Raw genomic sequence first — 25,099 nt, 5'->3', positions numbered from 1 at the left:
CTGCCAGGGGGGAGTCAGACCCAGTCCCAGGGCGAAGATATCTTCTGTACGCATTTTGAGCCTCCGAGAGGGTCGCTACCCCTCGCCGGAGGATAAGGTCAATTCCATTTCAAGCGTCGAAGAACCGTACATTGCCGGCCTGCTGGTCGATCTCGAGGGCATGCAGCTCATCTGGATCATTGCCTGCATCGTGGCCTTAAACATCTTCCTCACGGAAGTGACCTCCAACACCGCCGTGGCCACGCTGATGATTCCGGTCATGGGGGCCATTGCCGTGGGCATGAAGATCAACCCCCTTGGTCCCATCGTGGCCGCCTGTATCGCCTGTTCCTATGCCTTCATGCTGCCTGTGGCCACGCCGCCAAACGCCGTGGTTTTCGGCTCCGGTGCGGTGACCATCCGGCAGATGGCCCGCACGGGTCTGTGGCTCAACATCCTGGGAATCATCCAGATCACCCTGGTGGTCTATTTCCTCATGCCCTGGGCCTGGGGCGTGGACCTGTCCGTGCTGCCCGACTGGGCCATTCCGAAGAAATAGTCCCGGTCGCCGTAGTCCCGCCGCCGGCCGGCGGCGGGAGACAAGACATGGCCGGCGCGCCGACTGCAAACCAGTAGCCACCGCGCCGGCCGCATACGGAGTGCGACTATGGGAACGGTGTTCTACCTTTCGTTTCTGTTGCTGATCTATTGCCTGTCCCGCGCCGCCAGGGGGCAGACAGGGGATGACGAGGCCGCGCTGGACCCGGGGTCTGTCCCGGATTCGGTGCGTCGGGCCATTGGCCGGGCGGCCCGGGGCATCGTTGTCACCGACGTGCGCGTGGCCCTGCACGGCACCGCTGGCGTGCGCTATCAGGTCTGCGGCATCATGCCCAATGGTCGGGTGGTGGAATTGGACGTGCACGGCGATGGAACGGTGTACCGGCGTGACCGGGGAGAGGCGTCGCAGCAATTGCCCGCAGCCGTCAGCCAACGGCTGCGCCGCAGCCTGCCGTCATTTCGGCTCAAGGCCGAGACCGTGCGCTTCGTCAGCGACGAGGCCGCCGTCTGGTACGAAATGGACGGGCTGGTGTCCGGGGACCAGCCGGCCAGCCTGAAGATCTCCCCCGATGGCAAAGCCTATCACCTGGAGTTGACCCGCTTTCGGGGACAGATCCTCCCCTGAGGCCTGGAACGCAGCTTTTCCGACCGTGCAGCGTTCCCGGCGTCCCCGTCTTTGCAAAGACCACAAGGAGTATGCTCGTATGAAGGTCTCCACCATCATGCACACGGATCTGGCCACGGTCGGTCCGAATGAAACCTTGATCGGACTGTTGTGCAGCATGCGGGGCAAGGCTTCACGCCTGCTCTACGTGATCGATGCCGCCGGCCGGCTTTTGGGCGTGATCTCCAGCTACGATCTGCTCAAGGTGCTCACGCCCTTTTATCTCGACTCCAACATGGCCCGGGCCATGGGCGAAGATGAAAACTTTGCGGCCCGGATTCTGGAGGAGAACAAAGGAACAGTCGCCAAAGACATCATGGTTTCCCGGTGCGTCACCCTGTTTGAGGACGCCCATTTTGTGGAAGCCGAAGTCCTTTTCACGGAAAAGGGCGTCAACGCCCTGCCTGTCCTGGCAAACGACGGCAGGCTGCTTGGTGAAGTCGATCGCGGGGCCATGGTGGCCGAACTGATATGCCTCTTCGGGCGGATCTGCCCGGAGCTTCGCTAAGGAGTCCCCATGTTCTGGGTAGCTGTCGGCATTTTTTTCACCGCCTATGCGGTCATTGTCTCGGAAAAAATACACAAGACCAAAGTGGCCCTGTTCGGAGCGGCCCTGACCCTTTTGACCAAAGTGCTGACCCAGCATGACGCGCTGCACGACATCGATCTCGGCGTGGACTGGAACGTCATCTTCCTCTTGATCTCCATGATGATCATGGTCAACATCATGACCAAGACCGGGGTGTTTCAGTACGTGGCCATCAAAGCCGCCAAAGTGGCCAAGGGCGACCCGTTCCGGGTCATGCTCATCTTCGCCGTGGTCACTGCCGTGGCCTCGGCCCTGCTTGATAACGTGACCACGGTGCTTTTGCTGGCGCCGGTCACCCTGCTCATCGCCAAGGAGCTGGAGGTGGACCCGGTGCCCTACCTCATCACCGAGGCCCTGGCATCCAACATCGGCGGCACGGCCACGCTCATCGGCGATCCGCCCAACATCATGATCGCCTCCAAAGCCGGCCTCGACTTCATGGCGTTTATCTACAACCTTGCTCCGGCCATCATCATCTCCATGGTGGTGTGGCTGTTTGTCTGGAAGCTCATCTTTGGCAAACGCCTGCAGGTGCGCGAGGATCTCAAGGCCCGCATTATGGCCATGAATGAAAAAGTCCTGATCAAAGATCCGGGACTACTCAAAAAATCCGGGGCGGTCATGGGCCTGACCATCCTCGGCTTCATGTTTCACGGAGTCCTGCATTTTGAGCCGGCCACGGTGGCCCTTGGCGGCGCGGCCCTGCTGCTGCTGCTGTCTGACGAAGATCCGCACCACGTCCTGGCCGAGGTGGAATGGTCCACCATCTTTTTCTTTATCGGCCTTTTCATCATCATCGGCGGCACGGTGAAGGTGGGCTTTATCGAACTGCTTTCAAGCAAAATGATCGCGTTGACCGGCCCCACCCCGGAAAGCATGCTGACACTCACCATGGTCATGGTCTGGTTTGCGGGCATCGCCTCGGCCATTGTGGACAACATTCCGTTTGTCGCCACCATGAATCCGCTGCTGGTGGATATGGCCGAAAAGATTCTCGGCCCCTCCACCGGCCTGAAAGGGTTTGATCTGCTCCAACATCCCACCATGATGCCGGTGTGGTGGTCCCTGGCGCTCGGGGCCTGCCTTGGCGGCAACGGCACGGCCATCGGGGCTTCAGCCAACGTCATCGTGGTTGGCCTGAGCGAGAAGGCCGGCAACAAGATCACGTTTTTGCGCTTCATGAAATACGGCGTGCCGGTCATGTTCATGACCGTGGCCATTTCCATGGCGTATCTGTACCTGCGCTATTATGTGCTGCACTGGTAGCCATCGCCGGGAAGGCGAGGGGTGTTGCCGCGGGTGATGCGCGTTGGGGTGGCGCACAGTCGGCAAAGGAGCAGGCCGCGGCCCTTGTCCAGCCCGCACGGGGGCGCGGGGAGCAGTCGGGCGGCTCAGGCCTGGGGCGGCGAAACGGCCTGATCCGAGGTGTCGGCCAGACGCACGATGTTGCCCAGGGCCACCTTGCCGTCGCCCATGACCAGGGCTGTGGCGTCGCCCGACGCGCAGCGCACCACCGAGGCCATGGCCACCGGCAGGCCGGATTCGTCATGCACAGCCACGGGCGCGCCGGTGGCGAGTCCCTGGTCTGTGCCCAGGCCAAAGGAAATGAGCAGTCCGTCCGGGGTCTTTTTGGTCATGTAGACCACGGCCTTGCCGGCAGCAGTCCACAGGGCTTCCAGGCGGCGGGTGGTCAGGTAGACGCACAGGCCGGCCAGACAGGCAAAGATCAGGCAGTAGGCGGCCACGGCCATGGGCGAGAGGCCGAGCAGGCGGATGCTGTTGGAATTGGAGGCGGCGTTAAGGGCTATCTGGTCCGGGTAGACCTGGATGATAAAGGCCTGGACCGGAGAGGCGCTCTCGCCGGCCGGGCTGCGCAAAATGACGGTGGCCGGGCCGGGTTTGGCGTCCGGGGCGACGGTCAGGACACCCTGCCACATGCGGTTGCCCATCCAGAAGCCTTGCTGCTGGGTGGTGATGTCAAAGGTCAGGCCGGGCCGGTCGATGGTTACGACCATGGACGCGGCGTCGGCCGCTTCGACGGGCAGGGGGCCGGATAAGCTTTCCGTGCCGCCGGCCACGACGGCAAAGGTGTTGGGTCCGGTGCGGAAGCTGTTGACGAAGCTGTCGGCCAGACCCATGGCGGCGCACAGGCAAAAGGCGGCGGCGATCCAGCCAAGGATTTCCCGCAGCCGCAGGAGCCGCAGTTCGCTCACGCTTCGACTCCGGCGTCAGGGGCGCTGCGGTCACGGAAGCGGCGGATGGCGAAAATGCCGGCGGCCAGGGTGGGGATGAGCATGGAGAAAAACACCTTCATGAAAACCGGCGTGAATTCGTCGGGTTGCTTGGAGGCTAAATAGACGGAAACGGTGACTTCGGCAAGCATGGCCACATCCATGGCGACGACGGCCCAGCGCTGGCGGGCGTTGAGTTCCGGGGCAGGGCTGGAAGAGCGTTCGAAGATCATGGCAGGCTCCTTTTAAGGGCCGTCCCGGCCCGAGCGGGCGGACCGGAACGGCTTGGCGGGGTGTGGGGTTGCGGATTCCTTACTTCTTAAAGATGTTGGTCTTGGTAACGTTCATCAGGCGCAAAGCCTTGCCGTCTTCCTTGTAGTAGACGCGCACTTCGTCGCCGGAATCCCAGGCCGTGGCGGGCAGGGCGGCGTATTCCTCAGGGACGATGAAGGTGACCAGCAGCTTCTGGCGGCCGGAGTAGATGGTGACGGTCTTCTTATCCTTGTCCAGGGCCGGGAACACCTTGGCCTTGTCAGCGGCTACATCGTAGACAAGCGGGTGCTTGCCATCGATGCCTTCCTGCTTGTCCACGATCTGGATGGCAATGGTCTCGAAGTTCTGCTTTTTGGGATCGTACAGCACGATCTGGCTCTTGTCGGCATCCATCTTCATCCGCAGACCGGCCTTGGGGATTTCGCCCATTTCCGCCGGCACAGTGGGGAAACTGTAGGTCAGGGCCGGCAGATAGGTGTAGTCGGGCTTTTGCCAGTCGTTGGCCTTGTCGCGGATGAAGGTGACGGTCTTTTTGTCCTTGTCCACGGCCACGGTGCGGCCCTGGTCTACCTTGCCGTATTCCACGCAGCCGGCCAGGAAGACGACGGGCAGGGCGGCCAGCAGCATTTTCTTGAGTATGGTACGCATGGCGTTCTCCTTTCCTTTGGCTGTTGCGCGCTTAGGCCTTGGCCTTCTTCATGGCTATTTCCCGCTTCGCTCCCTGGACCATCTTGATCGTAATGTAGAGCGCCATGCCGGACACCAGACCCAGAATGAGGTAGGTGGCGATGATGTCGCAGACGCCGGCGACGGAGGGAATATAGACCCCGAGGAGCTTTAAGAAGATCGAGATGCCGCAGCCGATAACGGCCAGTCCGAAGACGTAGCGGATGCCGTAGCCCTTGATGTACTTGGTGGCCACAGCGCCGACCTGGGCACCCATGGCCGCGCCGATGAGCATGATGATGGCGGCCACGAGTTCGGTGCGTCCCTTGTAGGTGTAGGAGGCAGCGCCATAGAGGCCGGAGATGGCGACTTCAAAGAGGTCGGTGCCGACGGCGACGTGGGTCGGGCAGCCGACAAGGTAGATCAGGGCGGGCATGCGGATCAGACCGCCGCCGATGCCGAGGATACCAGCCAACCAGCCGGTGAAGAAGCTGACGGCAATGGGCAGCCAGGCGGAGCAGTAGATGCCGGCCACGTTTAAGTGCACCATGGGCGGGATCTTGATCTTGTGCAGGGTCTTGTGCCACTCAAGACCCGTGGCATTCTTGTCCACTTCCTGGCCGGAGGCGATGGCAGCGCGGTCCTTGGCCTTGCGGCGGGCGATGTCGGTAAAGACCATCCAGGTGATAAAGGCCAGTAACCCCAGGTAGATCCAGCGCACGACCATATCGACTTTGCCGATACGCTCGAGCCACATAATCATCTGGGCACCGACTTCGAAGCCGACGATGGTTCCGACAAGCATGATGAAGCCGAGCTTGTAATCGACGTTGCCGAACTTGCCGTGGCGCATGGTGGAAATAAGCGATTTTCCGGCCATGTGGGCGATGTCGGTGCCGATGGCAAAGGCCATGGGGAAGCCGAGGATGTTAAGGCCCGGGGTGACCATCCAGGCTCCGCCCATGCCGAAGAAGCCGCCGATGACGCCGACGCCGATGCCCAGGATGATAAGGCCCGGCCAGAAGATTTTAACGCCCGCGATGGGCATGAGGATGTAAAGCCATTCCATGTGGATTCTCCTTTTTGCCTAGCGGTCCGGTTTAATGTTCGGCCAGGTCGCGGGACTTCAAGTCAATGCCGATGAAGTGCATGATGATGTCGGCCAGCACGCCGAAGATCACGCCAATCAGCGGAATGAGAATGACGGTCAGGATGGTGAAGTAGAGGTGGGACTCGTTGTAGAGGTTGGCCCACCAGGCCATAATGCCGGTCAGTTTGCGGGTGTCGGCCACCATGACGATGGGTGCGCCGCCGCCGCCGGCGGCAAAGGCCATTGCCGGAGCCAGGAGCGCAAAAGTTACGACGCAGGCGAACAGAGCCTTGGTTTTCGTGAACATGTCTTCCCCCTTCTTAAGTTAACGAATCACGAGGACCGAGCAGGGCGCATGGGACACGACGCGGGCAGCCACGCTGCCGATCAGATATTTTGACAGGCCTTTTTTCCCTTGGTGGCCCATGACGATCATGTCGATAGCCTTGTTTTCGGCGTGGGCGATGATCAGATCCGCCGGGGAAACCCCCTGTTCAACCACAACCTCGGCATCAATGCCGGAAGCCTTGGCGAGGTCGCCGTACTTTTGGGCGTCGGCCTTGGTCGCCGCAAAAATTTTATCAGTCACGGAAACGACGTCCAGGTAGTCACCCAGATCGAAGAAATCCTCAGCCACGGTCATGATGGACAGGGTCGCGCCTTGGGTTTTGGCCAGAGCGATGGCTTTTTCCAGCACGGTCACCGCAAACGGGGACTGATCGAGAGCTACGAGAATCCGCATCACAACACCTCCTTTTTGAATCGACGCGTTTGGCTGCGTCGCCTTCGCGCTTCTTTTAGCAAGGGGTGTGCCGGCGTGTTTTGTAAGTTGAATTGTATGGATAAATTTAAATAGTGAAAAAAAGCGCTTGACAGAATGGCGGGATATTTGCGCATTGATAGCGCCAGTTGGCCTGGATAGCGCAAAACGCGCCAAAGACTGAAAGCCTTCAGGAGTGCCCATGCTGCGCCTGCTGCGTCGCTCAAGCCACACCGGTCCCTCCCCAGCCTATATCAAGGGTCTCTCTGATTGGAGCATTCGCAAAAAACTGCTGGTTTTTCTCATCCCGCCAGTCATCGCCGTCCTTGGCGTAACGGGCCTCGTTCTCAATATTTTTTCCAATCGCTACATAGACTTGGCCCTGGGGCGCAGTTCCCTGACCCTGACCCTGGCCCAGGCCCACGAGATCGAAACCCTGCTGGAAGGCTGCCGCGAGGACATCGTGGCCCTGGCCCATCGCCCCATGACCCGGGAACGCTTGCGGAACTTCATGGAATCCTCAGCCATTGCCCGGGGGGAGATCTATGCCGAAGCGGCCTATGTGGGCGAGGGGACGGAGAACCAATACGCGTTTCTCAAAGACGGGAACCGGGTGGAGGAAGTGCCGCCGGAGGTGGCCCTGCAAGCCAAAAACAGCCCCTTTGTCGTGTCGCGCAAAGCTGTCGGCCTGGGGCGGGGGCAGGTCACCCTGTCCGATCTGATCGAAGTCTATTATCCGCCCACCGGGTTTGGAGCCCAGCCCCGCCATCGCGATCTGAGCCTGCTGCGCCTGACAACCCCGGTGCTGGAAAGCGACGGCCGTCTGGCCGGGTATCTCGTCCTCTCCGTGGATGCCCGGCAACTGCGCAACGTCTTGTCGCTTTACAATTCACCACGCTCGCCGCTGCTGGGGTATAACCGCACAGCGGAAAACCGGTTGAGCCTGTTCCTGGACGAGCGCGGTTGGATTCTCTTTCAGTCTGAAAACATCGAAGAACCCTTGCACCAGCTTTCAGTGGAAACGGCCAAGACCGGATTTTCCGGCGATCATGGCAAACCCGGCTACGATGACGCCTTTCGCCCCGGACCGCGCCACGAGACCTTCTGGCGCATGGTGTCGGCCCTGCAGCAGGGCCATTCCGGCATGGAGCGTGGCGAACCCGATTTTGGACCGTCCAAACTGGCCTCCAGCGAGGATTTCATCGGCTATGCGCCGGTGCGGTTTCGCAGTTCCGGCAACGGGGAACGAGAGATCATCGGCGGCATCATTTACATTGATCGCAGCCTGCTGCCCCGGGCCGCAGAATTCGGGCAGTTCAACATCCTTTTCGTCACAACCGTTGGCGCGATTTTAACCATGGCGGGATGCATTCTCGTCCTGGCCCGCTTGATCACCAAGCCGATCCTTCGTCTGGCCGAAGAAGTCCGCTCCATGCGAAAAGAAGGCGAACTCCACGAGATTGATCTCCCGGACAGCGACCTGGACACCGCCACCCTCAAACGGGCCATCAACAATCTGGTGGCAGCGCTTTTATCCAAAGAAATGGAAATAAAAGCCAGGGATGAGCGATTGCGCTCGGTTCGCGCCAGAGAAAAAGTGCAACTTGTCGCGCCAACTTCGCGCCAAGGGCTCCAGGCCGAAGCCTTGGAAGATCTCGTCGGCGAAAGCCGGGCCATGGATATGCTGTTGACCCGGATTCAAAAAATAGCCGCCACAGATGCTGACGTCCTGATTATCGGCGAAACCGGCACCGGCAAGGAGCTGACCGCCGACGCCATCCATCGCCTCAGCCGCCGAAAGGCAATGCCCTTTATTTCCATCAATTGCGGCGCACTGGATGAGAATTTACTCATGGATGCCCTGTTCGGCCATGTCAAAGGGGCTTTTTCCGAGGCTAAAAGCGATCGCAAGGGCGCGTTTTTGGCAGCTGATGGCGGCACGCTGTTACTCGACGAAATCGGCAACGCCTCGCCCCGGGTCCAGCAGGCGCTGTTGCGGGCCCTCTCCGTGCGGCGCATCAGTCCCCTGGGGAGCGATGACGAACAACCCTTCGACGCCAGGGTCATTGCCGCCACCAACGTCAATTTAAAGGATCTGGTGGCCTCTGGGGAATTTCGGGAGGATCTCTTTTACCGCTTGCAGGTGTTGGCCGTCACTACACCGGCTTTGCGGGAGCGCCAGGACGACATCCCGGTGCTGGCCGGCTATTTTCTCAAACTGGCCGGCCGGCGGATGGGCAAAGGAGAGCTGGCCTTGTCGCGTGGGGCCTTGGACAAGCTGCTGCAGCATGTCTGGCCCGGCAATGTGCGGGAACTGAAAAACTGCATCATCCGGGCCGCCGCTCTGGCCGAACGGGAGTTGATCCTGGCCGAGGAGATTCATTTTGAAGATGAGGAACCGGGCAGTGCTGTGTCACACCACGGGAGCAGTCCTGTCCCAGCCCTGGACGGCGAAGCGCCGGTGTTGGACAGCCCCCTGTCCAGCCGCCAACGCAAGGCCTTGCGCAGCCTTCTGGACCGGCCGACCTTTACCCGCCAGGACTATCAGGATGCCGGCGGGAGCGATGTGCCCCAGCGAACGGCCCAGCATGATTTGCAGGATTTGGTGACGCGCGGCATTGTGCGCAAGGAAGGGCGGGGGCCGGCCACCCGCTATCGTCTGGCGGGTCAGCGAAACGAGTGACAGCCCGGATCGGTTACGCCCCGGACAAGAAGCGAACCGCGGCCACAAGACCCATGCCAAGAGCCACCGGACCGAAAAAGCCCTTGGTGCGCAGGGCCAGGGCAAAGGCGGCCAAGCCGGCCCAGAGGATGGCATTGTCCAGGCTCATGTCAAACTGGCCTTGCGGGCGCAGCAGGGCCGGTGCTGCCAGGGCGGCCAGGACCGCCGCCGGCACGTGGGCCAGAAAGCGGATGGCTGAGGGTGCCAGGGTGCGCCCGGCCAGAAAAAGCAGCGGTCCCGAGCGGGTGGCGTAGGTCACCGCAGCCATGCCGGCAATGGTTACAAATGTCGTCGCGTCATCCATTTTTCCACTCCAAGACCACAGCCGGCGCCGGCCAACCCGGCCGCCAGCGCGCCAAAGCCGGTGATGCCAAGCCCGCACGCGGCCAATGACAAGCCCGCCCCGACCACAGCCGCCGCCACCTGTGACCGGCTGCCCACCTGTCCGGCAAGCAAAGCCAGAAACATACCCGGCAAAGCAAAATCCAAGGCAAAAGCCCGGCCGTCGCCCAAGACGTCGCCAAGAGCCACGCCAAGGGCCGTTCCGGCCACCCAGGAAGCCTGGGCCAGGACATTGATAGAGAGGGTCAGCTCTTTGCCCCGGTCGCCCCGGCCAAACCGGGCTGCGTGCAGGGCAAAGCTCTCATCCGTCAGTTCAAAGGCAAACGCCGCCAGTTCCCGCTTGCGCCAGCCCGACAGCAGCGGGGCCATGGCCGCTGAAAACAGCACATGGCGCAGATTGACGGCCACGGTCGTGGCCACGATGGCCGCGCCCGAAGCGCCGGCGGCAAACAGGCCAACGGCCACCAGCTGGGCCGAACCGGCATAGACCAGGACGGACATGAGCAGCACATTGACCGCCGACAACCCGGCCTTGCCGGCCAGCACACCGTAGGCCATGCCCACCGGCACATAGCCAAGAGTAATGGGCAGGGTCTGGGACAGGGCTTTGTTCCAAAGTGTGCCGCGAGCGGGCGGCGGCGACTGGGACTGCTGCATGGTGTGTGTGGTGCTGCGTGCGGGCGGGCGGGGCAGGTGCTCGGCTTGGAACAAAAAAACCGGCCGTGGCCGGGAACCAGGACTGCCGCCTCGGATGCGACCGGGCTTAGTCGTCTTCGTCGGCCTCGTCGTTTGAGCCAAGTCGCTCCTGATGCCGGTCGAGGGTGATGGAGAAGGCCACCGAATAGAAATGGTGGAAAAAATCAACGTATTCGACGTAGATATCGGCCGGCACGGTGAGCATGGCCGGAGAATAGTTGATAATCCCTTTGACACCGGCTTCAATCAGGAAATTGGCCGCCCGCTGGGCCCGGTTGACCGGCGTGGTAATCAGCCCGATCTCGATGCCCAGTTCTTTGACCGCGTCTTTGAGCCGACGGGTGCAGACCACTTCCAGACCGGAAATTTCCTCACCGATTTTAAACGGATCGCAGTCGAATGCGCCGACGATGTCAAAGCCGCGAAACTTGAAATCCTGATGCCGCAGCAAGGCTTTGCCCAGGTTGCCAACGCCGACCAGGGCGCATTTCCAGACCCGGTCAACGCCGAGGGAATGTTTGATGGAGTAGATGAGATCCTGGACATGGTAGCCCACGCCACGCACGCCGAATTCACCGAAATAGGCCAGATCTTTACGGATCTGGGAGGGATTGACAGAGCATGTACGGGCAAGGAGTTCCGAGGAGACGACTTGCGAGCCTTCGCGCTTGAGCGTTTCGAGCACTTGCACGTACATGGCCAGGCGCTTAATCGTGGCCTTGGGGATGTGTTCGCTTTTCAAGGCGCGGCATCCTTTGGTGCGTGCAGGGTTTATGGAAAAAAAAAGGAGGCCGGGGCTGCCGGCCTCCTTTCGGGTCAAACCGTCATTAGCCGGTGATGATCTTCGCGAACGGGTGGGCGAAGAGCAGGATCAGGCAGACGACCAGGGCGTAAATGGCCAGGGACTCGATGAAGGCCAGGCCGAGGATCAGGGTGACGGTGATTTTTCCGCCAGCCTCGGGGTTACGGGCGGTGCCTTCGCAGGCAGCCTTGAGGCCCAGACCCTGACCCAGACCGCAGCCGGCAGCAGCCAGGCCCATGCCGATGGCAGTGGCCCAGGAGATGGTGCCGATGGCAGCCATGGCATCGCCAGCGGCGAAGGCAGCGGAAGCCAGGGACAGCAGGGCAGCGGTCGAGAAGATGGTCATAAAAGCTTTACGCATGTCGATCCTCCTGAAAATCAGGTGTTTAAAGTTACGGTCCTAAGGACCATTTCCCCCGAATTCTAGTGCGCGTGTTCCAGCGAGCCCTTGAGGTAGATCATGGCCAGCATGAAGAACACGAAAGCCTGGATGCAGTCGGCCAGCGAGAACAGGAAGTACATCGGGAAGGTGCCGACCACCGGAGCCAGGGCGAACAGGAGCACCAGGACGATTTCCTCACCGCGCACGTTGCCGAACAGACGCAGGGTGAGCGACAGCGGACGGGCCAGGTGCGAAATGATTTCGATGGGCAGCATGAGTGGCACCAGCCACCAGAACGGTCCCATGAAGTGCTTGATGTAGCCGGCACCCCACATGCGGATGCCCCAGAAGTTGTAGTAGGCGAACACGGTCAAGGCCATGGCGGCGTTGGTGTTCACGTTGTTGGTCGGGGAATCGAGGCCGGGAACCAGACCGATCAGGTTGCCGGTGATGATGAACAGGAACAGGGCGCACAGGAACGGAAAAACCTTGCGTCCCTTTTCGCCGATGTTTTCGACGACGAAGGACTCGAGTCCGCCGACGACGACTTCGAAAAAGTTCTGCAACCCGCTCGGCACCATGGCGAGCTTGCGGGTGGCCAGCATGCCCAAAATGATGAGCAGGCCCATGGCAAACCAGGCGTAAATGACGTTGGTGTCGATGACCTGGGCGTGGAAGACGTCGTTGAGCTTATACAGCCCAACGTTCTTCGCGACCTCGTCGACGAGCAGAATCGGATGCGGCAACCCACCAGCCATGTCCTATGCCTCCTTTCCCGTAAGCGTTTGGTGCGTCTTGGAGCCGGCATGGCGCGCGACGCCCCAGACGAGGAAGTTAACCACCACCGTCGTAATGCCGGCCAAAAGCGGCAACGGCGAAGCCCCGAACCAGACAATCAAACCAAAGAGCACGAAACCAGTCAGCGCCAGCCGAAAATAAAACCGGACCAGCACCGCCGCGATGGCCTCGCGCTTGTTCCCATATCCCGTAATCTGCTGGCCGAATTTGGCCAGCGAGCAAAAGTTCAAACTGATAATGAGCGTGCCCGCAGCCAGGGACCAGGCGGCCGTGGAAACAGCGGAAAACGGCAGACAGGCGGCACAGACCAGGGCCGTGAGCACCACCTGGTTGCGCACCAGTTCGCGCACCTCGGGGTGGACGTAGCCACGGCGAAACAGCCACCGCTCCAGTCCGTCCTTAAGGTTTCGCATCAGTGTCGCCATGTTCTTCGTGTTCCTCGGCGTCAGCCTTTTGGATTCTCTTGACCTCAACCACCACGTTTTTAAAACCTGCGGCAATGCCCAAAATCAAAAACGTCAGCAGAAGCCAGGGCTTGGTATCAAGCCAGCGGTCCAACCACCAGCCCATGAGCAGGCCCACAAAGGTGGCTGAAACCAGATTGAGCCCGATCACTGAAGCCGAAGCAATGGCTTCGCGAACGGTTCTGTCCTTGATCAACTTGCCAAGCATGGTCAGGGCTCCTGCCTTGGGAAAGGCGTCGGGCTCCACGGCCCCCAAGGGCCGGCGCTCGTGCACAAGTTCACAAGTCGCGAAGGCCTAGCACGGTCCCTCGAGAAAAGTCAACGGGGACATCCCAATTTCAAGCGGTTTCAATTCCGTCCGGCAACCGGTTTTCTCTACCTGAAAATCATGACAACGACCAGGATTTGTTGTAACACCCAGGATAGCGGAAAACCGTTTCCGCAAGGAGGGAACCCCGTATGAAACGTCTGTGCATCACGTTTTTCGTCCTGGGCCTGCTGCTCGCCACTGCCGCCGTCGCTAGCGCCCAAACCCAGCTCTACTGTGTCAAGCCCGATGGCATGCCTGTGGCCGCCATTGTCATGCCCAACGGGTCCAATCACGACCCCAGTGTGGTCTGTAACGCCGTGGCTCCCCAGTGCTACCTGACCTGCGGCGCGGTCATGCAGATTCAAAACGGCGTGGTTGTGGCCCCCAATCTGCCCACGATCCAGGTGACCCAGCAGATGCTCGCCACGCTCGGCAACCCCGCCCCTGAAACGCCGCAGCAATGCGCCCAGCAGCACCAGGCCTGCGTTGCCAAGTGCCGCGGCGACAAGGCCTGCGTCGCCTACTGCCAGTCGGTGCGTTCCGGCTGCGGCACCGGCGGCCGGTAGACCCGCAGCGTCCCACGCTCGTGCGCCCGGAGAGGCATCGCCTCTCCGGGCTGCCGTCCCCATTCCCCCTCTTTGGGGCTGGGAGCAGCAGCACCGGTGGTATCCCGTCAAGTGTCCTCTTCGGCTGTCCCAGTCCACAGCCGACCACAGTCCCCACCAGCGCCGATAACCCCCTTCCCTACTTCTCCTATCAAGGGGGTCCGGGGGGGATTATCCCCCCCGGCCGCCGGAGGCACTCTTTTCCGTAAATTCCCCTCACTTTTTCTCATTTTCAAACAACCGGCCGCGGATGATGGCCTGGCGGCCGAATTTGTCGCGGATGGTGTCGAGGGCGGCGTCGATTTTGCCGTTGTGTTGGTGTTCGGTCTGGACCGGGTCGGGCAACAGCGAAAGTTGTCGCGGCGGGTCGCCAAAATGGGAGACGCCGACGCCGATCAGGCGCAGGGGGCTGGGGAGCGGTTCGGCGTCGAGCAGTTCCCGGGCGGTCTCAAAAATGGCGGCGTCGGAATCGGTGGCCCGGGGCAGGGTGCGGCTGCGGGTGATTTGTTTGAAGGTATTGAATTTGAGTTTGATGGTGATAGTGCGGCCGCGCAGATTTTCCTGGCGCAGTTCGCGCCCGATGCGTTCGGCCTGGCGCAGAAGCCAGGCGGCGAGGATGTGCCGGTCGGCGGTATCGGTGTGGAAGGTGTTTTCGGCGCTGACGGATTTGGCTTCGCGGTCGGTGACCAGGGTGGCGTTGCCTCTGGCGTGGGCTTTTTCGTAGAGCGCCGGGCCGTAGGAACCGCAGTGCCGGGCCAGGAATTCCGGGGTGTGGCGGCGCAGGTCGGCGATGGTACGGATGCCCAGGCGGCCAAGGATCGCTTCGGCACGTTTGCCGACCCCGGGGATTTTGCCAACGGGCAGGGGGGCGAGGAAATCCAGGGCGTTTTCGGGCGTGACAATGGTCAGGCCGTCGGGTTTGTCATAGTCCGAGGCGATTTTGGCGATAAATTTGACCGGAGCCACGCCGACAGAGCAGGCCAGGCCCGTGGCGGCGCGCACGGCGTCCTTGATGCTCCGGGCCAGAGTTTCGACCGGGCCGAAAAGCGTTTGCGTGCCGGTGATATCAACATAAGCCTCGTCGATGGAGGCGGGTTCAACAAGCGGCGAGAACTGTCCCAGGGTGTGCATGACGACCCGGGAGACTTCACTGTAGCGGCGGCGGTTGCCAGGCAAAAAGACGCCTTGCGGGCAGCGCCGGCGCGCTTCGGACACGGGCATGGCCGAGCGCACACCAAAGGCGCGGGCCTCGTAGGAAGCAGCGGAGACGACACCGCGATGGTCATGCCCGATGATGACGGGCAGCCCTTTGAGGGCGGGGTCGTCGTGTTGTTCGACGGAGGCAAAAAACGCGTCCATGTCGAGGTGGAGGATGGTGGGAATGGGGATGTGATTATGCATTGACAATATATAATTCTATATGTATGAATGTGTCGACGCGGTGAGTTTTAATAATTCTCCCGCGCACAGGTAATGAAAAAAATCTAGGCCGTCTAGGCGGAGGATCTCATGGAGAGCGATGCTTCAAGAGAGGACCGGGGTGTTGCAAGTACAAGTTATGATGATGCAGAAGCGTATTGTAAGGACCATTGCGATGATTGGAGAACATTACTAAATAAAGTTGAGTCGGCAATTATTAAGGCTCGAGATGAAAAAGAAGTGCCAGTCTACTCAACTAAGTGTAGAATAAAAACTCCAGAAAGCGTATATCTCAAAACAAAAAGAAGAGGGGTGTCGCTTGATTCTATCGAAGACTTTTCTGGGCTGCGTATTTTGTGTTTGTTTGAAGAAGACATTGTGAAAGTTCACGATGCTATCCTGGAAATAATATCAACTACAAATATTGAGCTTATAAAGTTTAAAGTATACAATTTTAACGAAGAGTGGTTTTTGAGCGATATTAGAAGCTCTTTTGAGAAGTATTTTAAGCAAAAAAATGATTTTAAACCTGCAACAAAGCTGTCAGGCTATAAGTCGATCCATTATATCGTGCATGGAAATTATAACGGTTATGCGTGCCCACTAGAGATACAGTTGCGAACATTGCTTCAGGATGTCTGGGGTGAACTCGAGCATGCGTTGTCGTATAAAAGAGGCATGATTCATCCCCATATTAAAAAGAGTTTTACTTTGTTGGCGAAGGATATTGAAACAAGTGATATCCTTATGAGTCATTTGAAGAGCATTCATAATAAGGAGACATCGAAGGACCAGTATGGAATTAAAAAAAGTGGCCTTAAGCGCTATTTTCAGTACGAGAATGAAATTTATCCGGAGCCTTTGAAGGCTGACGGTGTAACGGGACTGTGTGAAGCGTATGTTAAAAAATTTAGTTATTTGGTAAAGAATAAACACTCCATTGAGGATTTGAGTTTTGAAGAGGCTCAAAAAAGCTTCGATGCTCTAAAAGATGAAATTTACAGGCTGTTTGGGGCAAAAGTTACTACGGACAGGCGGCTAAATTATTGGCTCGAAATGGAAGAAGCGCTGCTTTTGTCGATGAATAATAATTACGATGAAGCTTTAGCCAAGTATGAGAAGCTTCTGCCAGATCACAATGAGCGGTACGTATTGCATTTTAGAATTGGAGAAATATTTCTTATAAAAGGATCGATTCCGAAGGCGCTTCGATCATTTGACAGAAGCGAATTAATGCTCAAGAAGGCAATGAGTAGTCAAGGTGACTCGTCAGTATTTAGTCAGAATTTAGTGTGGATAAAGCGAAAGCTCGCGTATACGTATTGGATGCTTGGTGAAGAATATATTAATAAGTCAATCGAATTGACTTTTGATGTTGAAGTCCTCTTGAAGGATAAGAAACTTCATTTTGAAAACTATCAAGAGGAGTTTTCGAACCATTGCAATAATGTGTGCTGGTTTATGACAGAGAAGTGGCAGTTGGAGAGGCGGAGGTTTTCTGGCGATGTCACTAAAGATGATATCGATAAAAATGAATGTTATCAGGCGGCGCGTGAAGATGCAAAACGCGCATATGAAGATCTTGTCGCTGCCATGGATCAGAATAAAGCGAAAAAAATTGAAATTCCAAGCAACCTTCTCGATACTGCAGGCTACTATTGCTATTGCGCATATATGGAAAGCCGTGAACCAACGTATAAAGAATTGGCCAAAAAATATGCAGCGGACTGTGATCGAGGAACAAATTACGCTACGCTAAGTCTGACAAGCCTCTCCATTCAGATCAATCACATCACAGATATAATGAGTCTAGGGTAGACCAGTACAATTTGGGGCGAACAATGAAAAAGGGGAGGCTGGACAGCCTCCCCTTTCCCGTTAGTCAATCGGGTCAAAGCTCATAGAAATCTCCCTCTTGCAGTGGACTCATTCCTCGAAAAAACATATACGATTTCATATAAACACTGAATCGACCATGACAGAGATTTTTTAGGAAATCAAAGAAAATTTTATAATGGAATAGCAATAATTTTAACAGCCTGGAAATAACTAATCACTGTGTGCCAAAAAGCAAGAGGCGCAACCGACGCCAATCGGCCGCGCCCCCGCGCTCGTTATCCAACCCGTATCGCTAGACGCCGACGTCAATCTGGGTGCCCTTGCCCATGCCGGCGAGGACTTTGGTCTGAAAATCGTGGTCAGGGTTGACCTTGCCGTTGGAATCCGTGTTCATCTTATTGATGGTTTCCGTCACCACCTGCGCGCCCAACGTCTGATTTTGTATGGCCGAGGCCGCTGCCCCGGCAGTGCTGCCGCCAATCGCGTCCATATGTCCTCCTAAAGGGTGAAAATTCCCTTCTATCGTAACCTATCGGCCAAGGACGCGGCGTAGTTTAGCGCTGCGGTTGGACAGCGGGAATCTTTTTTTGCTAGGGTGCGGCCAGTCTCGCGCCCCGTCCCAAGGAGGTCTTCATGCCTGTTGACAGTTGCCCGTTGCACAGCCTCGACACCGGCGACATTTCCTGTTCCATCCGGGAACACGTCACCCATTCCCTCGGCAAACCTTGTCGGGAGGCCAGCCAACGCGATGTGGCCACGGCGCTCTCCCTGACCCTGCGCGACCGTCTTGTGGACAAAATGCTCGAGACACGCGACCGCTACCGCGAGTCCCGGGCCAAGCGCATGTATTACCTGTCCATCGAATATCTGCTGGGCCGCTGCCTGGGCAATAACATCTATAATCTGAAGATCCAGGGGGAGATGGGCGCGCTGTTGCACGGTTGGGGCTACGAACTGGAGGATATCCGCGAGTTCGAGCGCGACCCGGCCCTTGGCAACGGCGGGCTTGGCCGACTGGCCGCCTGTTTTCTCGATTCCCTGGCCACCCTCGACATGCCCGGCTGCGGCTACGGTATTCATTACGAATACGGACTGTTTAAACAGTCCATCGAAAACGACCGCCAGGTGGAGCGCCCGGACTACTGGATGGCCGAGGGCATGCCCTTGCAACTGGAGCGGCGCGATCAATCCGTTATCGTGCCCCTCTACGGCCGGGTGGAAAACCATCAGACCCCGGACGGCAGCTATCTGCCCTTGTGGGTGGACTGGCAGGATCTGGTGGGCGTTCCCTACGACATCCCCATCGCCGGCTTCGGCGGCCAGACCGTCAATTATCTGCGTCTTTTTGCCGCCCACTCCACCGACAGTTTCAACATGGAGATCTTTGACCAGGGCGACTACATCAAGGCCGTGCATCAAAAAATCTATTCCGAGCTTATCTCCAAAATTCTCTACCCCAACGAGTCCATCTCCTTTGGCAAGGAATTGCGGCTGGTGCAGGAATATTTCCTGGTCTTTTGCTCCCTGCGCGACATCACCCGGCGCTTTCTCAAGCAAAACCGCAACATCGAAGAGCTGCCGGAATATACGGCCATCCAGCTCAACGACACCCATCCGGCATTGACCGTGGCCGAACTCATGCGTCTTTTGGTGGACGAACGCCGCGTGCCCTGGGACCGGGCCTGGAACATCACCACCAGCACCCTGGCCTTTACCAACCATACGCTGATGCCCGAAGCCCTGGAGATGTGGTCGGTGGAGCTGCTGGAAAAGGTGCTGCCGCGCCATTTGCAAATCATCTATGAGATCAACCGGCGGTTTCTGGATTCCATCCGCCAGTCCGGTCCGGTGGATGACGCCAAAATCCGGCGCATGTCGCTGATTGACGAGAACCACGGCAAGCAGGTCCGCATGGCCCATCTGGCCGTGGTCGGCTCCCATTCGGTCAACGGCGTGTCCAAGCTCCATTCCGAACTGGTCAAAACGGTGCTGTTCCCGGATTACGCAGCTCTTTGGCCGGGAAAATTCAACAACAAGACCAACGGCGTCACCCCCAGGCGCTGGCTGTACAAGGCCAACCCCGGTCTGGCCGGCCTCATCACCGAAGCCATCGGCGAAACGTGGATCACCGATCTCGACGAACTGCAAAAGCTCGTCCCCCTGGCCGAGGACGCCGCCTTCCGGGAGCGCTTCGCCGCCGTCAAACGCAATGCCAAGGTCCGTTTGGCCGGCTTCGTGGCCAAAACCACGGGCATCGTCATCTCCCCCGATGCACTCTACGACATGCAGGCCAAGCGCATCCACGAATACAAGCGCCAGCTTTTAAACGTCATGCACGTCATCCACGACTATCTGCGCATCACCGAGGACGGCTATCTGCCGCCGACCCCGCGCGTCTATGTGTTCGCCGGCAAGGCCGCGCCCGGCTATTTCGAAGCCAAGGAGATCATCCATCTCATCTGCCGCCTGGCCCGGGTCATTAACGCCGACAAGCGGGCCAGCGAGCATCTCAAGGTGGTCTTTGCCGCCGACTACCGCGTGTCCCTGGCGGAAAAACTCATTCCGGCAGCGGATGTCAGCGAACAAATCTCCACCGCCGGCACCGAAGCCTCGGGCACGGGCAACATGAAGTTCTCCCTCAACGGCGCGCTGACCATCGGCACCCTGGACGGAGCCAATATCGAAATCCGCGAGGCCGTGGGCGAGGAAAACTTCTACCTCTTCGGCCTGACCACCCCCGAAGTGGAACGGCATCTGGCCGAAGGCAGCTACGATCCCTGGGAATACTACCGCAAACACCCGGAAATCCGCCGGGTGCTGGACAGCATCTCCGCCGGGCGCTTCAGCCCCGACGAACCCACCGCCTTCCACTGGATTTTCGAGAAGCTGCTGGCCAAAAACGAACGCTACCTCCACTTGGCCGATTTCATGTCCTACATCGAGGCCCACGAACGCATCGGCATGGAATACGCGCGGCCCGACGTCTGGATGCGCAAAGCCGTGCTCAATACCGCCCGCATGGGCTATTTCTCCTCAGACCGCACCATCCGCGAATACGCCAAGGATATCTGGGGCATAAAGCCCATTCCGCCCCGAGGGGCGTGAGAAGAAAAGGCAGAAGATGCCTCCGGCGGCCGGGGGGGATAATCCCCCCCGGACCCCCTTGATGGGAGAAGTATTTCAAGGGGGGCTGGGCCTTGGCAGGCAATCTGATCGGCAGCGGACCGGGGCAAGCAGGAGATGGCGCTTGACGGGAACCGCCGTCGCTGCGGCGGCCGGAGGGAGCGAGAGAGGCAAGAGAGACGAGCCCCCGGCCCCTTGCGACAGAATTCCTCCTTCAAACGATCTCTTCTCGGAGACTTCCTGTTTGGGGGGCCTTGTCCGGGGCAGTGCTCTGACTGCCCCGGACAAGGCCCCCCAGACTGGGAGGGTCCGGGAGGGGGCAACCCCCTCCCGGCCGCCGGAGGCATTCTTCTCTTCTCTTTTCTTTCTTCTTTTTCATTTCTCCACGGCGCGGGGGCGGAACCGGCCGGTTTTTTCTCGCTGCCGGCCCCTACCGCCTGCCGGCAAAATGTATTATAGGCCCTTCCCACCCATCGAACAAAGGACCTGCAATGATCGGCATATCCAAGCTTTACTGCGGCGGGGTGGAAGCTTCCGACGCCCTGCGTTACGGTCGCCATTCCGGGAAACTCCCGTCGCATTTGCTGCAATTTTCCAAGGACAAAAAGCCCGTTGTGGTCTGGAACATGACCCGGCGGTGCAATTTGAAGTGTGTGCACTGCTACGCCAAGGCCGTGGACCCCGAAGGCAAGGACGACATCGGCACGGTCGAGGCCAAGGCCATGATCGACGATCTGGCCGCTTACGGCGCGCCGGTGATGCTGTTTTCCGGCGGCGAACCGCTGGTGCGCAAGGATTTGACCGAGCTGGCCTCCCATGCCGTGTCGCGCGGCATGCGGGCGGTCATCTCCACCAATGGCACGCTCATCACGCGCGACAAGGCCCGGGAGCTCAAGTCCGTGGGTCTGTCCTACGTCGGCATCTCGTTGGATGGCGGCGAAGCGGTCCACGACCTCTTTCGCGGCGTGCCCGGCTCGTATCAAAAGGCTTTGCAAGGCATTGAGAACTGCCAGAACGAAGGCCTCAAGGTCGGGCTGCGCTTTACCATTAACAAGCGCAATATCTCGGAAGTGCCGCTGCTTTTTGAGTTGCTGCGCGAACGCGAAGTGCCGCGCATCTGCTTTTACCATCTGGTCTATTCCGGCCGCGGTTCGGAACTCATCAATGAGGATCTGGACCACGCCGGCACCAGGGCTGTTGTGGATCTCATCATGGACCACACCCGGGCGCTGCACGACGCCGGGATGCCCAAGGAAGTCCTGACGGTTGATAACCATGCCGACGGTCCCTACGTCTACAACCGTCTGCTGCGCGAAGACCCGACCCGGGCCGCCGACGTGCTGGAGCTGCTTTCCTTTAATGAGGGCAACAATTCCGGCCGGGGCATTGGCTGCATTTCCTGGGACGGCAAGGTCCATCCCGACCAGTTCTGGCGGCACCACGTTTTTGGGAATGTCCGCGAGCGGCCGTTCTCCCAGATCTGGGACGACCCCACGATTGAACTGCTGGCCAAGCTCAAGGACAAAAAGAGCCATGTGAAGGGGCGCTGCGCCACCTGCCGCTATCTGAACATCTGCGGCGGCAACTTCCGGGCCAGGGCCGAGGCGGTCTACGACGACGTCTGGGCACCAGATCCGGCCTGCTACTTAAGCGACGACGAAATCCGGCCAGACGAATAGGCGACGACGACAGGAAAAAGGGCCGAAGGATGCGTCTTTCGGCCCTTTTTTATTGGCGCGTCCGGTCACTTTTGGCGAGACGGCCGGGCTCGCTTCCCCACGGGTGGCAAAGCTGGTGCATTCGGACAAGAGTGCTGGAACTGGTGCACCAGGGACGCTGGCCTGGTTTCAGGAGCGTCGCGCGCCGAATCCCGCTGTCAGCCAACCACAGCACAAACAGCGGAACCGGTGGGTTCCGCTGTGCTTTGCGTGCAGCTTGCAGGCTTGCGGTCGTGTGTGGCCGTCCCTGGGGAACGGGAGACTAATGGCGGGGAGCGCTGGCGGCGGCCTCGATGCGGGCCAGGGCCACTTCGGCCCGGCGGCGCATACGGAAAAGCGCCCGCATACAGGTCAGGTCGTTTTCTGCCACGATGGCGGTCAGGGCTTCAACGGCCACAGCCAGTTGGTCTGCGGCACTCAGTTCCTCGACCGGGGCCATGTCTTCAATTTTCTTGGTCTTTTCAGAAACAGCAGCCGTCGCGTTCATGACGAATCCCCCGTGCCCGTGCGGGCGTGATTTACCCGGCGGCTTCTTACGCCCCAGGCGCGCCGCTGTAAAGCGTCTTGGGCGGTTGACCACGCACCGGGAATAGGAATAGTATAAAAGTAAGTCTGGCCGCCCGTTCGGCAGGGGCGGTCGCGAAGGGGGATATCGTGGCTTGGTTGCCCGTGGACGCCCTGGAATCCGGCATGACACTGGCCGCCGACCTCAAGGGGCCGGACGGCTCGATGCTGTTGCCCAAGGGCGTTGTCCTTTCCGAGAGCCATATTGCGAGCCTTCGCCGTCGTGGGGTGACCCGGGCGGACGTGGGGAGCGATGCGGCCGACGGCCCGGCCGGCGTTGCCAGCCTCGACCCGGCCCTGGTCGAAGCCAGCCTGCCGTCCGTGTCCCGACGCTTTGCGGTCAACGATACGGACCATCCGGCTGTGGCGGCCCTGTTCGAGGCCGCCGTGCTGCAGCAGGCCCGGTCTCTGGCCGCCGGCGGTTCCCTGCCGCCTGATTTTTTTCCCAATCCCCGCGCCGAATCCTTAAACGACCTGTTTTTCCGTGAGGAGGGCAGCGTCAAGGATCTGGTGGCCAGCGAGGTCAAACTGGCCTCGTTCCCCGACATCTATTTCAAGATCCGCCAGGTGCTGGATTCGCCGGTGAGTTCGCCCTCCCAGGTGGCCGATGTGGTCATCAAGGACACCAGCCTCTCGGCCAAGCTTTTAAAGCTCGTCAACAGTCCGTTTTACGGTCTGCCCCAGCGCATTGATTCCATTTCCCGGGCCGTCCTGGTCATTGGCGGCCAGGAAATTTCCACCCTGGTCCTTGGCATCTCGGCCATGAACGCCTTTAAGGACATCCCGCCGGAACTGATCAACATGCGCACGTTCTGGGAGCATTCCGTCGCCGTTGGCGTCTTTGCCCGGCTGCTCGGGGCGGAGGTCGTCCAGGGTGGGGCCGAACGGCTGTTTGTGGCCGGTATTCTCCACGACATCGGCCGGTTGGTGCTGTATAAAAAGATGCCCCATGCGGCGGCCGAAGCCATCTACTACGCCCAGTCCAACGGCATTCCGCTGTACGCGGCCGAAGAGGAAGTCATGGGTTTTTCCCACCCGCTGGTGGGCGGCCTGCTGCTGCGGGCCTGGAAATTCCCCGACGCCCTGGTGTCCTGCGTGGCCTGCCACCACAAGCCGGCCAGTTGCAAGGGCAGTCTGGAGCCGGCCATCCTCCATGTGGCCGATACCGTGGCCGTGGCCCTGGGGCTGGCTCCGCCGGCTTCGTCCATCGTGCCTATTCTTGATGCGGCGGCCTGGGACCGGCTTGGCCTTGCGCCCGAGCGTCTGATGGCGCTGGTCGAGGAAGGCCTGGGTCAGGTTGACGATATCGTCAACGCCTTTTTCCCTGTCCGCAAGCAGTAAAGCATTCCCAAAAGCGAGGTTGTATCGTGAACATCGGTGACTTTCACCGTGGCCGACGGCTGCGGCGTACGGCTCCCCTGCGTGAGATGGTCCGCGAGACCGAGTTGCGGCCGGCGGATCTGATCCAGGGCTATTTCGTGGTCGATACCCCGGACGCGGGGTTTGAAAAGCCCATCGGCTCCATGCCCGGCCAGTCCCAGTTTTCGGTGGAACGGCTGGTTGTCCGGGTAGGCAAAGCCATGGACCTGGGGTTGCGCTCGGCCATTGTTTTTGGCCTGCCGCAGAAAAAAGATCCTGCCGGCACCGGGGCCTACGCCGACGAGGGCATCGTGCAGCGGGCGGTTCGGCGTCTTAAGGAAACCTATCCCGAGCTGGTGGTGGTCACGGACGTGTGCCTGTGCGAGTACACCAGCCACGGCCATTGCGGGCTGCTCAACGATCACGGCGAGGTCTTAAACGACCCGACCCTGGAGCTTTTGGCCAAGACGGCGCTGAGCCACGTCCGGGCCGGGGCCGACATCGTGGCCCCCTCGGACATGATGGACGGCCGGGTCGGGGCCATCCGGGTGGCCCTGGACGCGGCCGGCTTTTCCCACATCCCCATCATGAGCTATGCCGTCAAATACGCCTCGGCTTTTTACGGCCCGTTTCGCGAGGCTGCCGACAGCGCCCCGGCCTTTGGCGACCGGCGCGGCTACCAGATGGACCCGGCCAATACCCGCGAAGCCCTGCGCGAAGCGGCAGCGGATTTCGCCGAAGGGGCCGACATCCTCATGGTCAAGCCGGCCATGCCCTATCTCGATATCCTGCGCCTTTTGCGCGACAATTTCGACACGCCCATCGCCGCCTATCAGGTGAGCGGGGAATACGCCATGCTCAAAGCGGCCATCGCCAACGGCTGGCTCGACCCCAAACGCGCGGTTCTGGAATCCCTTATCGGCATCAAACGGGCCGGTGCCGATATGATTATCACCTATTTTGCGGAAGAAGTGCTGCCCTGGCTTAAGTAGGCGGGGAGGACGGCGCGCGCTTGTTGCATGGATGAAGGCTGTGGCGGCTTCCGGCTTTACCGGGAGCGGCTACAGCCTTATTTTCTGGGCAAGGTTTAGCCAAGTCCCATGACAAAGGCGAGGGCTCGGTTGAGGTTGTCCATGCTGTCATTGG

Annotated in this window: 27 protein-coding genes; 11 read left to right on the top strand and 16 right to left on the bottom strand. The window is 59.6% G+C overall.

Going from position 1 to position 25,099, the window contains the following annotated elements:
- The 4 genes from GTA51_RS09105 to GTA51_RS09090 all read left to right on the top strand — a co-directional run.
- Nucleotides 1-538, top strand: a 538-nt coding sequence (locus GTA51_RS09105; RefSeq protein WP_246198061.1) for an SLC13 family permease, incomplete at its 5' end; no start/stop codon positions are given.
- A 108-nt stretch (nucleotides 539-646) separates the two neighbouring features.
- Nucleotides 647-1,162, top strand: coding sequence for a hypothetical protein (locus GTA51_RS20715; protein ID WP_211922499.1), 516 nt, complete (start codon nucleotides 647-649; stop codon nucleotides 1,160-1,162).
- Between the two features lie 79 nt (nucleotides 1,163-1,241).
- On the top strand, nucleotides 1,242-1,709 hold the full coding sequence (locus GTA51_RS09095) for a CBS domain-containing protein (RefSeq protein ID WP_160960453.1): 468 nt from the start codon (nucleotides 1,242-1,244) through the stop codon (nucleotides 1,707-1,709).
- Between the two features lie 9 nt (nucleotides 1,710-1,718).
- The gene (locus GTA51_RS09090) at nucleotides 1,719-3,056 is read left to right on the top strand and encodes an ArsB/NhaD family transporter (RefSeq protein ID WP_160960452.1); all 1,338 of its coding nucleotides are present in this window, start codon (nucleotides 1,719-1,721) and stop codon (nucleotides 3,054-3,056) included.
- Between the two features lie 125 nt (nucleotides 3,057-3,181).
- On the opposite strand, the gene GTA51_RS09085 is transcribed toward GTA51_RS09090, so the two are convergent.
- The 6 genes from GTA51_RS09085 to GTA51_RS09060 form a co-directional block, all read right to left on the bottom strand.
- On the bottom strand, nucleotides 3,182-4,003 hold the full coding sequence (locus tag GTA51_RS09085; RefSeq protein WP_160960450.1) for a hypothetical protein: 822 nt from the start codon (nucleotides 4,001-4,003) through the stop codon (nucleotides 3,182-3,184).
- Nucleotides 4,000-4,254, bottom strand: coding sequence for a hypothetical protein (locus GTA51_RS09080; RefSeq protein WP_160960449.1), 255 nt, complete (start codon nucleotides 4,252-4,254; stop codon nucleotides 4,000-4,002). Before GTA51_RS09080 ends, GTA51_RS09085 begins: the two co-directional genes overlap by 4 nt.
- A gap of 79 nt (nucleotides 4,255-4,333) precedes the next feature.
- Complete coding sequence (locus GTA51_RS09075) at nucleotides 4,334-4,942, bottom strand: DUF4881 domain-containing protein (protein WP_160960447.1); 609 nt, start codon at nucleotides 4,940-4,942, stop codon at nucleotides 4,334-4,336.
- 31 nt (nucleotides 4,943-4,973) lie between these two features.
- Entirely contained in the window at nucleotides 4,974-6,029 is a 1,056-nt protein-coding gene (locus tag GTA51_RS09070) for a sulfite exporter TauE/SafE family protein (RefSeq protein WP_160960446.1), read from the bottom strand.
- 31 nt (nucleotides 6,030-6,060) lie between these two features.
- The gene (locus GTA51_RS09065; RefSeq protein ID WP_160960444.1) at nucleotides 6,061-6,357 is read right to left on the bottom strand and encodes a DVU0150 family protein; all 297 of its coding nucleotides are present in this window, start codon (nucleotides 6,355-6,357) and stop codon (nucleotides 6,061-6,063) included.
- Between the two features lie 18 nt (nucleotides 6,358-6,375).
- The gene (locus GTA51_RS09060; RefSeq protein ID WP_246198060.1) at nucleotides 6,376-7,014 is read right to left on the bottom strand and encodes a universal stress protein; all 639 of its coding nucleotides are present in this window, start codon (nucleotides 7,012-7,014) and stop codon (nucleotides 6,376-6,378) included.
- On the opposite strand from GTA51_RS09060, the gene GTA51_RS09055 reads away from it, so the two are divergent.
- A complete protein-coding gene (locus GTA51_RS09055; RefSeq protein ID WP_160960443.1) occupies nucleotides 7,013-9,493 on the top strand; it encodes a sigma 54-interacting transcriptional regulator in 2,481 nt (826 codons plus the stop codon). The genes GTA51_RS09060 and GTA51_RS09055 overlap by 2 nt on opposite strands.
- 13 nt (nucleotides 9,494-9,506) lie before the next feature.
- Here GTA51_RS09055 and GTA51_RS09050 read toward each other — a convergent pair whose 3' ends face one another.
- The 7 genes from GTA51_RS09050 to GTA51_RS09020 all read right to left on the bottom strand — a co-directional run bounded on the left by GTA51_RS09050 (nucleotide 9,507) and on the right by GTA51_RS09020 (nucleotide 13,224).
- The gene (locus GTA51_RS09050; protein ID WP_160960441.1) at nucleotides 9,507-9,836 is read right to left on the bottom strand and encodes an AzlD domain-containing protein; all 330 of its coding nucleotides are present in this window, start codon (nucleotides 9,834-9,836) and stop codon (nucleotides 9,507-9,509) included.
- A complete protein-coding gene (locus GTA51_RS09045) occupies nucleotides 9,812-10,531 on the bottom strand; it encodes an AzlC family ABC transporter permease (RefSeq protein ID WP_160960440.1) in 720 nt (239 codons plus the stop codon). Before GTA51_RS09045 ends, GTA51_RS09050 begins: the two co-directional genes overlap by 25 nt.
- Before the next feature lie 106 nt (nucleotides 10,532-10,637).
- Entirely contained in the window at nucleotides 10,638-11,312 is a 675-nt protein-coding gene (locus GTA51_RS09040) for a redox-sensing transcriptional repressor Rex (RefSeq protein WP_160960438.1), read from the bottom strand.
- Between the two features lie 85 nt (nucleotides 11,313-11,397).
- Nucleotides 11,398-11,733, bottom strand: coding sequence for an ATP synthase F0 subunit C (gene atpE, locus GTA51_RS09035; protein ID WP_160960437.1), 336 nt, complete (start codon nucleotides 11,731-11,733; stop codon nucleotides 11,398-11,400).
- Nucleotides 11,734-11,795: 62 nt separating this feature from the next.
- Entirely contained in the window at nucleotides 11,796-12,512 is a 717-nt protein-coding gene (gene atpB, locus GTA51_RS09030; RefSeq protein WP_043635196.1) for a F0F1 ATP synthase subunit A, read from the bottom strand.
- Between the two features lie 3 nt (nucleotides 12,513-12,515).
- On the bottom strand, nucleotides 12,516-12,965 hold the full coding sequence (locus GTA51_RS09025; protein ID WP_439333321.1) for an ATP synthase subunit I: 450 nt from the start codon (nucleotides 12,963-12,965) through the stop codon (nucleotides 12,516-12,518).
- Entirely contained in the window at nucleotides 12,952-13,224 is a 273-nt protein-coding gene (locus tag GTA51_RS09020) for an AtpZ/AtpI family protein (RefSeq protein ID WP_160960434.1), read from the bottom strand. The genes GTA51_RS09025 and GTA51_RS09020 overlap by 14 nt, the downstream gene beginning before the upstream one ends.
- Nucleotides 13,225-13,475: 251 nt before the next feature.
- Between GTA51_RS09020 and GTA51_RS09015 the strand changes: the two genes are divergently transcribed.
- Nucleotides 13,476-13,892 (top strand): hypothetical protein, encoded by a 417-nt coding sequence (locus tag GTA51_RS09015; RefSeq protein WP_160960432.1) that lies wholly within the window; start codon nucleotides 13,476-13,478, stop codon nucleotides 13,890-13,892.
- Nucleotides 13,893-14,147: 255 nt separating this feature from the next.
- Here GTA51_RS09015 and GTA51_RS09010 read toward each other — a convergent pair whose 3' ends face one another.
- A complete protein-coding gene (locus tag GTA51_RS09010) occupies nucleotides 14,148-15,332 on the bottom strand; it encodes a DNA polymerase IV (RefSeq protein ID WP_160960431.1) in 1,185 nt (394 codons plus the stop codon).
- 108 nt (nucleotides 15,333-15,440) lie between these two features.
- On the opposite strand from GTA51_RS09010, the gene GTA51_RS09005 reads away from it, so the two are divergent.
- A complete protein-coding gene (locus GTA51_RS09005; protein WP_160960429.1) occupies nucleotides 15,441-17,168 on the top strand; it encodes a RelA/SpoT-related domain-containing protein in 1,728 nt (575 codons plus the stop codon).
- A 313-nt stretch (nucleotides 17,169-17,481) separates the two neighbouring features.
- On the opposite strand, the gene GTA51_RS09000 is transcribed toward GTA51_RS09005, so the two are convergent.
- On the bottom strand, nucleotides 17,482-17,679 hold the full coding sequence (locus GTA51_RS09000; RefSeq protein ID WP_160960428.1) for a hypothetical protein: 198 nt from the start codon (nucleotides 17,677-17,679) through the stop codon (nucleotides 17,482-17,484).
- 143 nt (nucleotides 17,680-17,822) lie between these two features.
- Between GTA51_RS09000 and GTA51_RS08995 the strand changes: the two genes are divergently transcribed.
- Nucleotides 17,823-20,294 carry a glycogen/starch/alpha-glucan phosphorylase gene (locus tag GTA51_RS08995; protein ID WP_160960426.1) on the top strand — a complete coding sequence of 824 codons (2,472 nt, stop codon included), beginning with the start codon at nucleotides 17,823-17,825 and terminating at the stop codon, nucleotides 20,292-20,294.
- A 509-nt stretch (nucleotides 20,295-20,803) separates the two neighbouring features.
- Complete coding sequence (gene ahbC, locus GTA51_RS08990; protein WP_160960425.1) at nucleotides 20,804-21,991, top strand: 12,18-didecarboxysiroheme deacetylase; 1,188 nt, start codon at nucleotides 20,804-20,806, stop codon at nucleotides 21,989-21,991.
- A 301-nt stretch (nucleotides 21,992-22,292) separates the two neighbouring features.
- Here ahbC and GTA51_RS08985 read toward each other — a convergent pair whose 3' ends face one another.
- The gene (locus GTA51_RS08985; protein WP_160960423.1) at nucleotides 22,293-22,517 is read right to left on the bottom strand and encodes a hypothetical protein; all 225 of its coding nucleotides are present in this window, start codon (nucleotides 22,515-22,517) and stop codon (nucleotides 22,293-22,295) included.
- A 167-nt stretch (nucleotides 22,518-22,684) separates the two neighbouring features.
- Here GTA51_RS08985 and GTA51_RS08980 point away from each other — a divergent pair, with 167 nt between their 5' ends.
- Nucleotides 22,685-23,935 (top strand): HDOD domain-containing protein, encoded by a 1,251-nt coding sequence (locus GTA51_RS08980; RefSeq protein WP_160960422.1) that lies wholly within the window; start codon nucleotides 22,685-22,687, stop codon nucleotides 23,933-23,935.
- Between the two features lie 26 nt (nucleotides 23,936-23,961).
- Entirely contained in the window at nucleotides 23,962-24,945 is a 984-nt protein-coding gene (hemB, locus tag GTA51_RS08975) for a porphobilinogen synthase (RefSeq protein ID WP_160960420.1), read from the top strand.
- Nucleotides 24,946-25,099 lie beyond the last annotated feature (154 nt).

Origin of the sequence: Solidesulfovibrio aerotolerans, from assembly GCF_009856865.1 — a bacterium.
Classification (GTDB): domain Bacteria; phylum Desulfobacterota; class Desulfovibrionia; order Desulfovibrionales; family Desulfovibrionaceae; genus Solidesulfovibrio; species Solidesulfovibrio aerotolerans.
The sequence above is the reverse complement of the archived record's forward strand: the minus strand, read 5'-3'. Positions and strand labels throughout refer to the sequence as shown.

Excerpts from the sequence above, each read along its gene's own strand:
- GTA51_RS20715 (WP_211922499.1), top strand. The coding sequence starts at position 647 with ATGGGAACGGTGTTCTACCTTTCGTTTCTGTTGCTGATCTATTGCCTG.
- GTA51_RS09095 (WP_160960453.1), top strand. The coding sequence starts at position 1,242 with ATGAAGGTCTCCACCATCATGCACACGGATCTGGCCACGGTCGGTCCG.
- GTA51_RS09090 (WP_160960452.1), top strand. The coding sequence starts at position 1,719 with ATGTTCTGGGTAGCTGTCGGCATTTTTTTCACCGCCTATGCGGTCATT.
- GTA51_RS09080 (WP_160960449.1), bottom strand. The coding sequence starts at position 4,254 with ATGATCTTCGAACGCTCTTCCAGCCCTGCCCCGGAACTCAACGCCCGC.
- GTA51_RS09075 (WP_160960447.1), bottom strand. The coding sequence starts at position 4,942 with ATGCGTACCATACTCAAGAAAATGCTGCTGGCCGCCCTGCCCGTCGTC.
- GTA51_RS09070 (WP_160960446.1), bottom strand. The coding sequence starts at position 6,029 with ATGGAATGGCTTTACATCCTCATGCCCATCGCGGGCGTTAAAATCTTC.
- GTA51_RS09065 (WP_160960444.1), bottom strand. The coding sequence starts at position 6,357 with ATGTTCACGAAAACCAAGGCTCTGTTCGCCTGCGTCGTAACTTTTGCG.
- GTA51_RS09055 (WP_160960443.1), top strand. The coding sequence starts at position 7,013 with ATGCTGCGCCTGCTGCGTCGCTCAAGCCACACCGGTCCCTCCCCAGCC.
- GTA51_RS09060 (WP_246198060.1), bottom strand. The coding sequence starts at position 7,014 with ATGGGCACTCCTGAAGGCTTTCAGTCTTTGGCGCGTTTTGCGCTATCC.
- GTA51_RS09050 (WP_160960441.1), bottom strand. The coding sequence starts at position 9,836 with ATGGATGACGCGACGACATTTGTAACCATTGCCGGCATGGCTGCGGTG.
- GTA51_RS09045 (WP_160960440.1), bottom strand. The coding sequence starts at position 10,531 with ATGCAGCAGTCCCAGTCGCCGCCGCCCGCTCGCGGCACACTTTGGAAC.
- atpE (WP_160960437.1), bottom strand. The coding sequence starts at position 11,733 with ATGCGTAAAGCTTTTATGACCATCTTCTCGACCGCTGCCCTGCTGTCC.
- atpB (WP_043635196.1), bottom strand. The coding sequence starts at position 12,512 with ATGGCTGGTGGGTTGCCGCATCCGATTCTGCTCGTCGACGAGGTCGCG.
- GTA51_RS09025 (WP_439333321.1), bottom strand. The coding sequence starts at position 12,965 with ATGCGAAACCTTAAGGACGGACTGGAGCGGTGGCTGTTTCGCCGTGGC.
- GTA51_RS09020 (WP_160960434.1), bottom strand. The coding sequence starts at position 13,224 with ATGCTTGGCAAGTTGATCAAGGACAGAACCGTTCGCGAAGCCATTGCT.
- GTA51_RS09015 (WP_160960432.1), top strand. The coding sequence starts at position 13,476 with ATGAAACGTCTGTGCATCACGTTTTTCGTCCTGGGCCTGCTGCTCGCC.
- GTA51_RS09010 (WP_160960431.1), bottom strand. The coding sequence starts at position 15,332 with ATGCATAATCACATCCCCATTCCCACCATCCTCCACCTCGACATGGAC.
- GTA51_RS09005 (WP_160960429.1), top strand. The coding sequence starts at position 15,441 with ATGGAGAGCGATGCTTCAAGAGAGGACCGGGGTGTTGCAAGTACAAGT.
- GTA51_RS09000 (WP_160960428.1), bottom strand. The coding sequence starts at position 17,679 with ATGGACGCGATTGGCGGCAGCACTGCCGGGGCAGCGGCCTCGGCCATA.
- GTA51_RS08995 (WP_160960426.1), top strand. The coding sequence starts at position 17,823 with ATGCCTGTTGACAGTTGCCCGTTGCACAGCCTCGACACCGGCGACATT.
- ahbC (WP_160960425.1), top strand. The coding sequence starts at position 20,804 with ATGATCGGCATATCCAAGCTTTACTGCGGCGGGGTGGAAGCTTCCGAC.
- GTA51_RS08985 (WP_160960423.1), bottom strand. The coding sequence starts at position 22,517 with ATGAACGCGACGGCTGCTGTTTCTGAAAAGACCAAGAAAATTGAAGAC.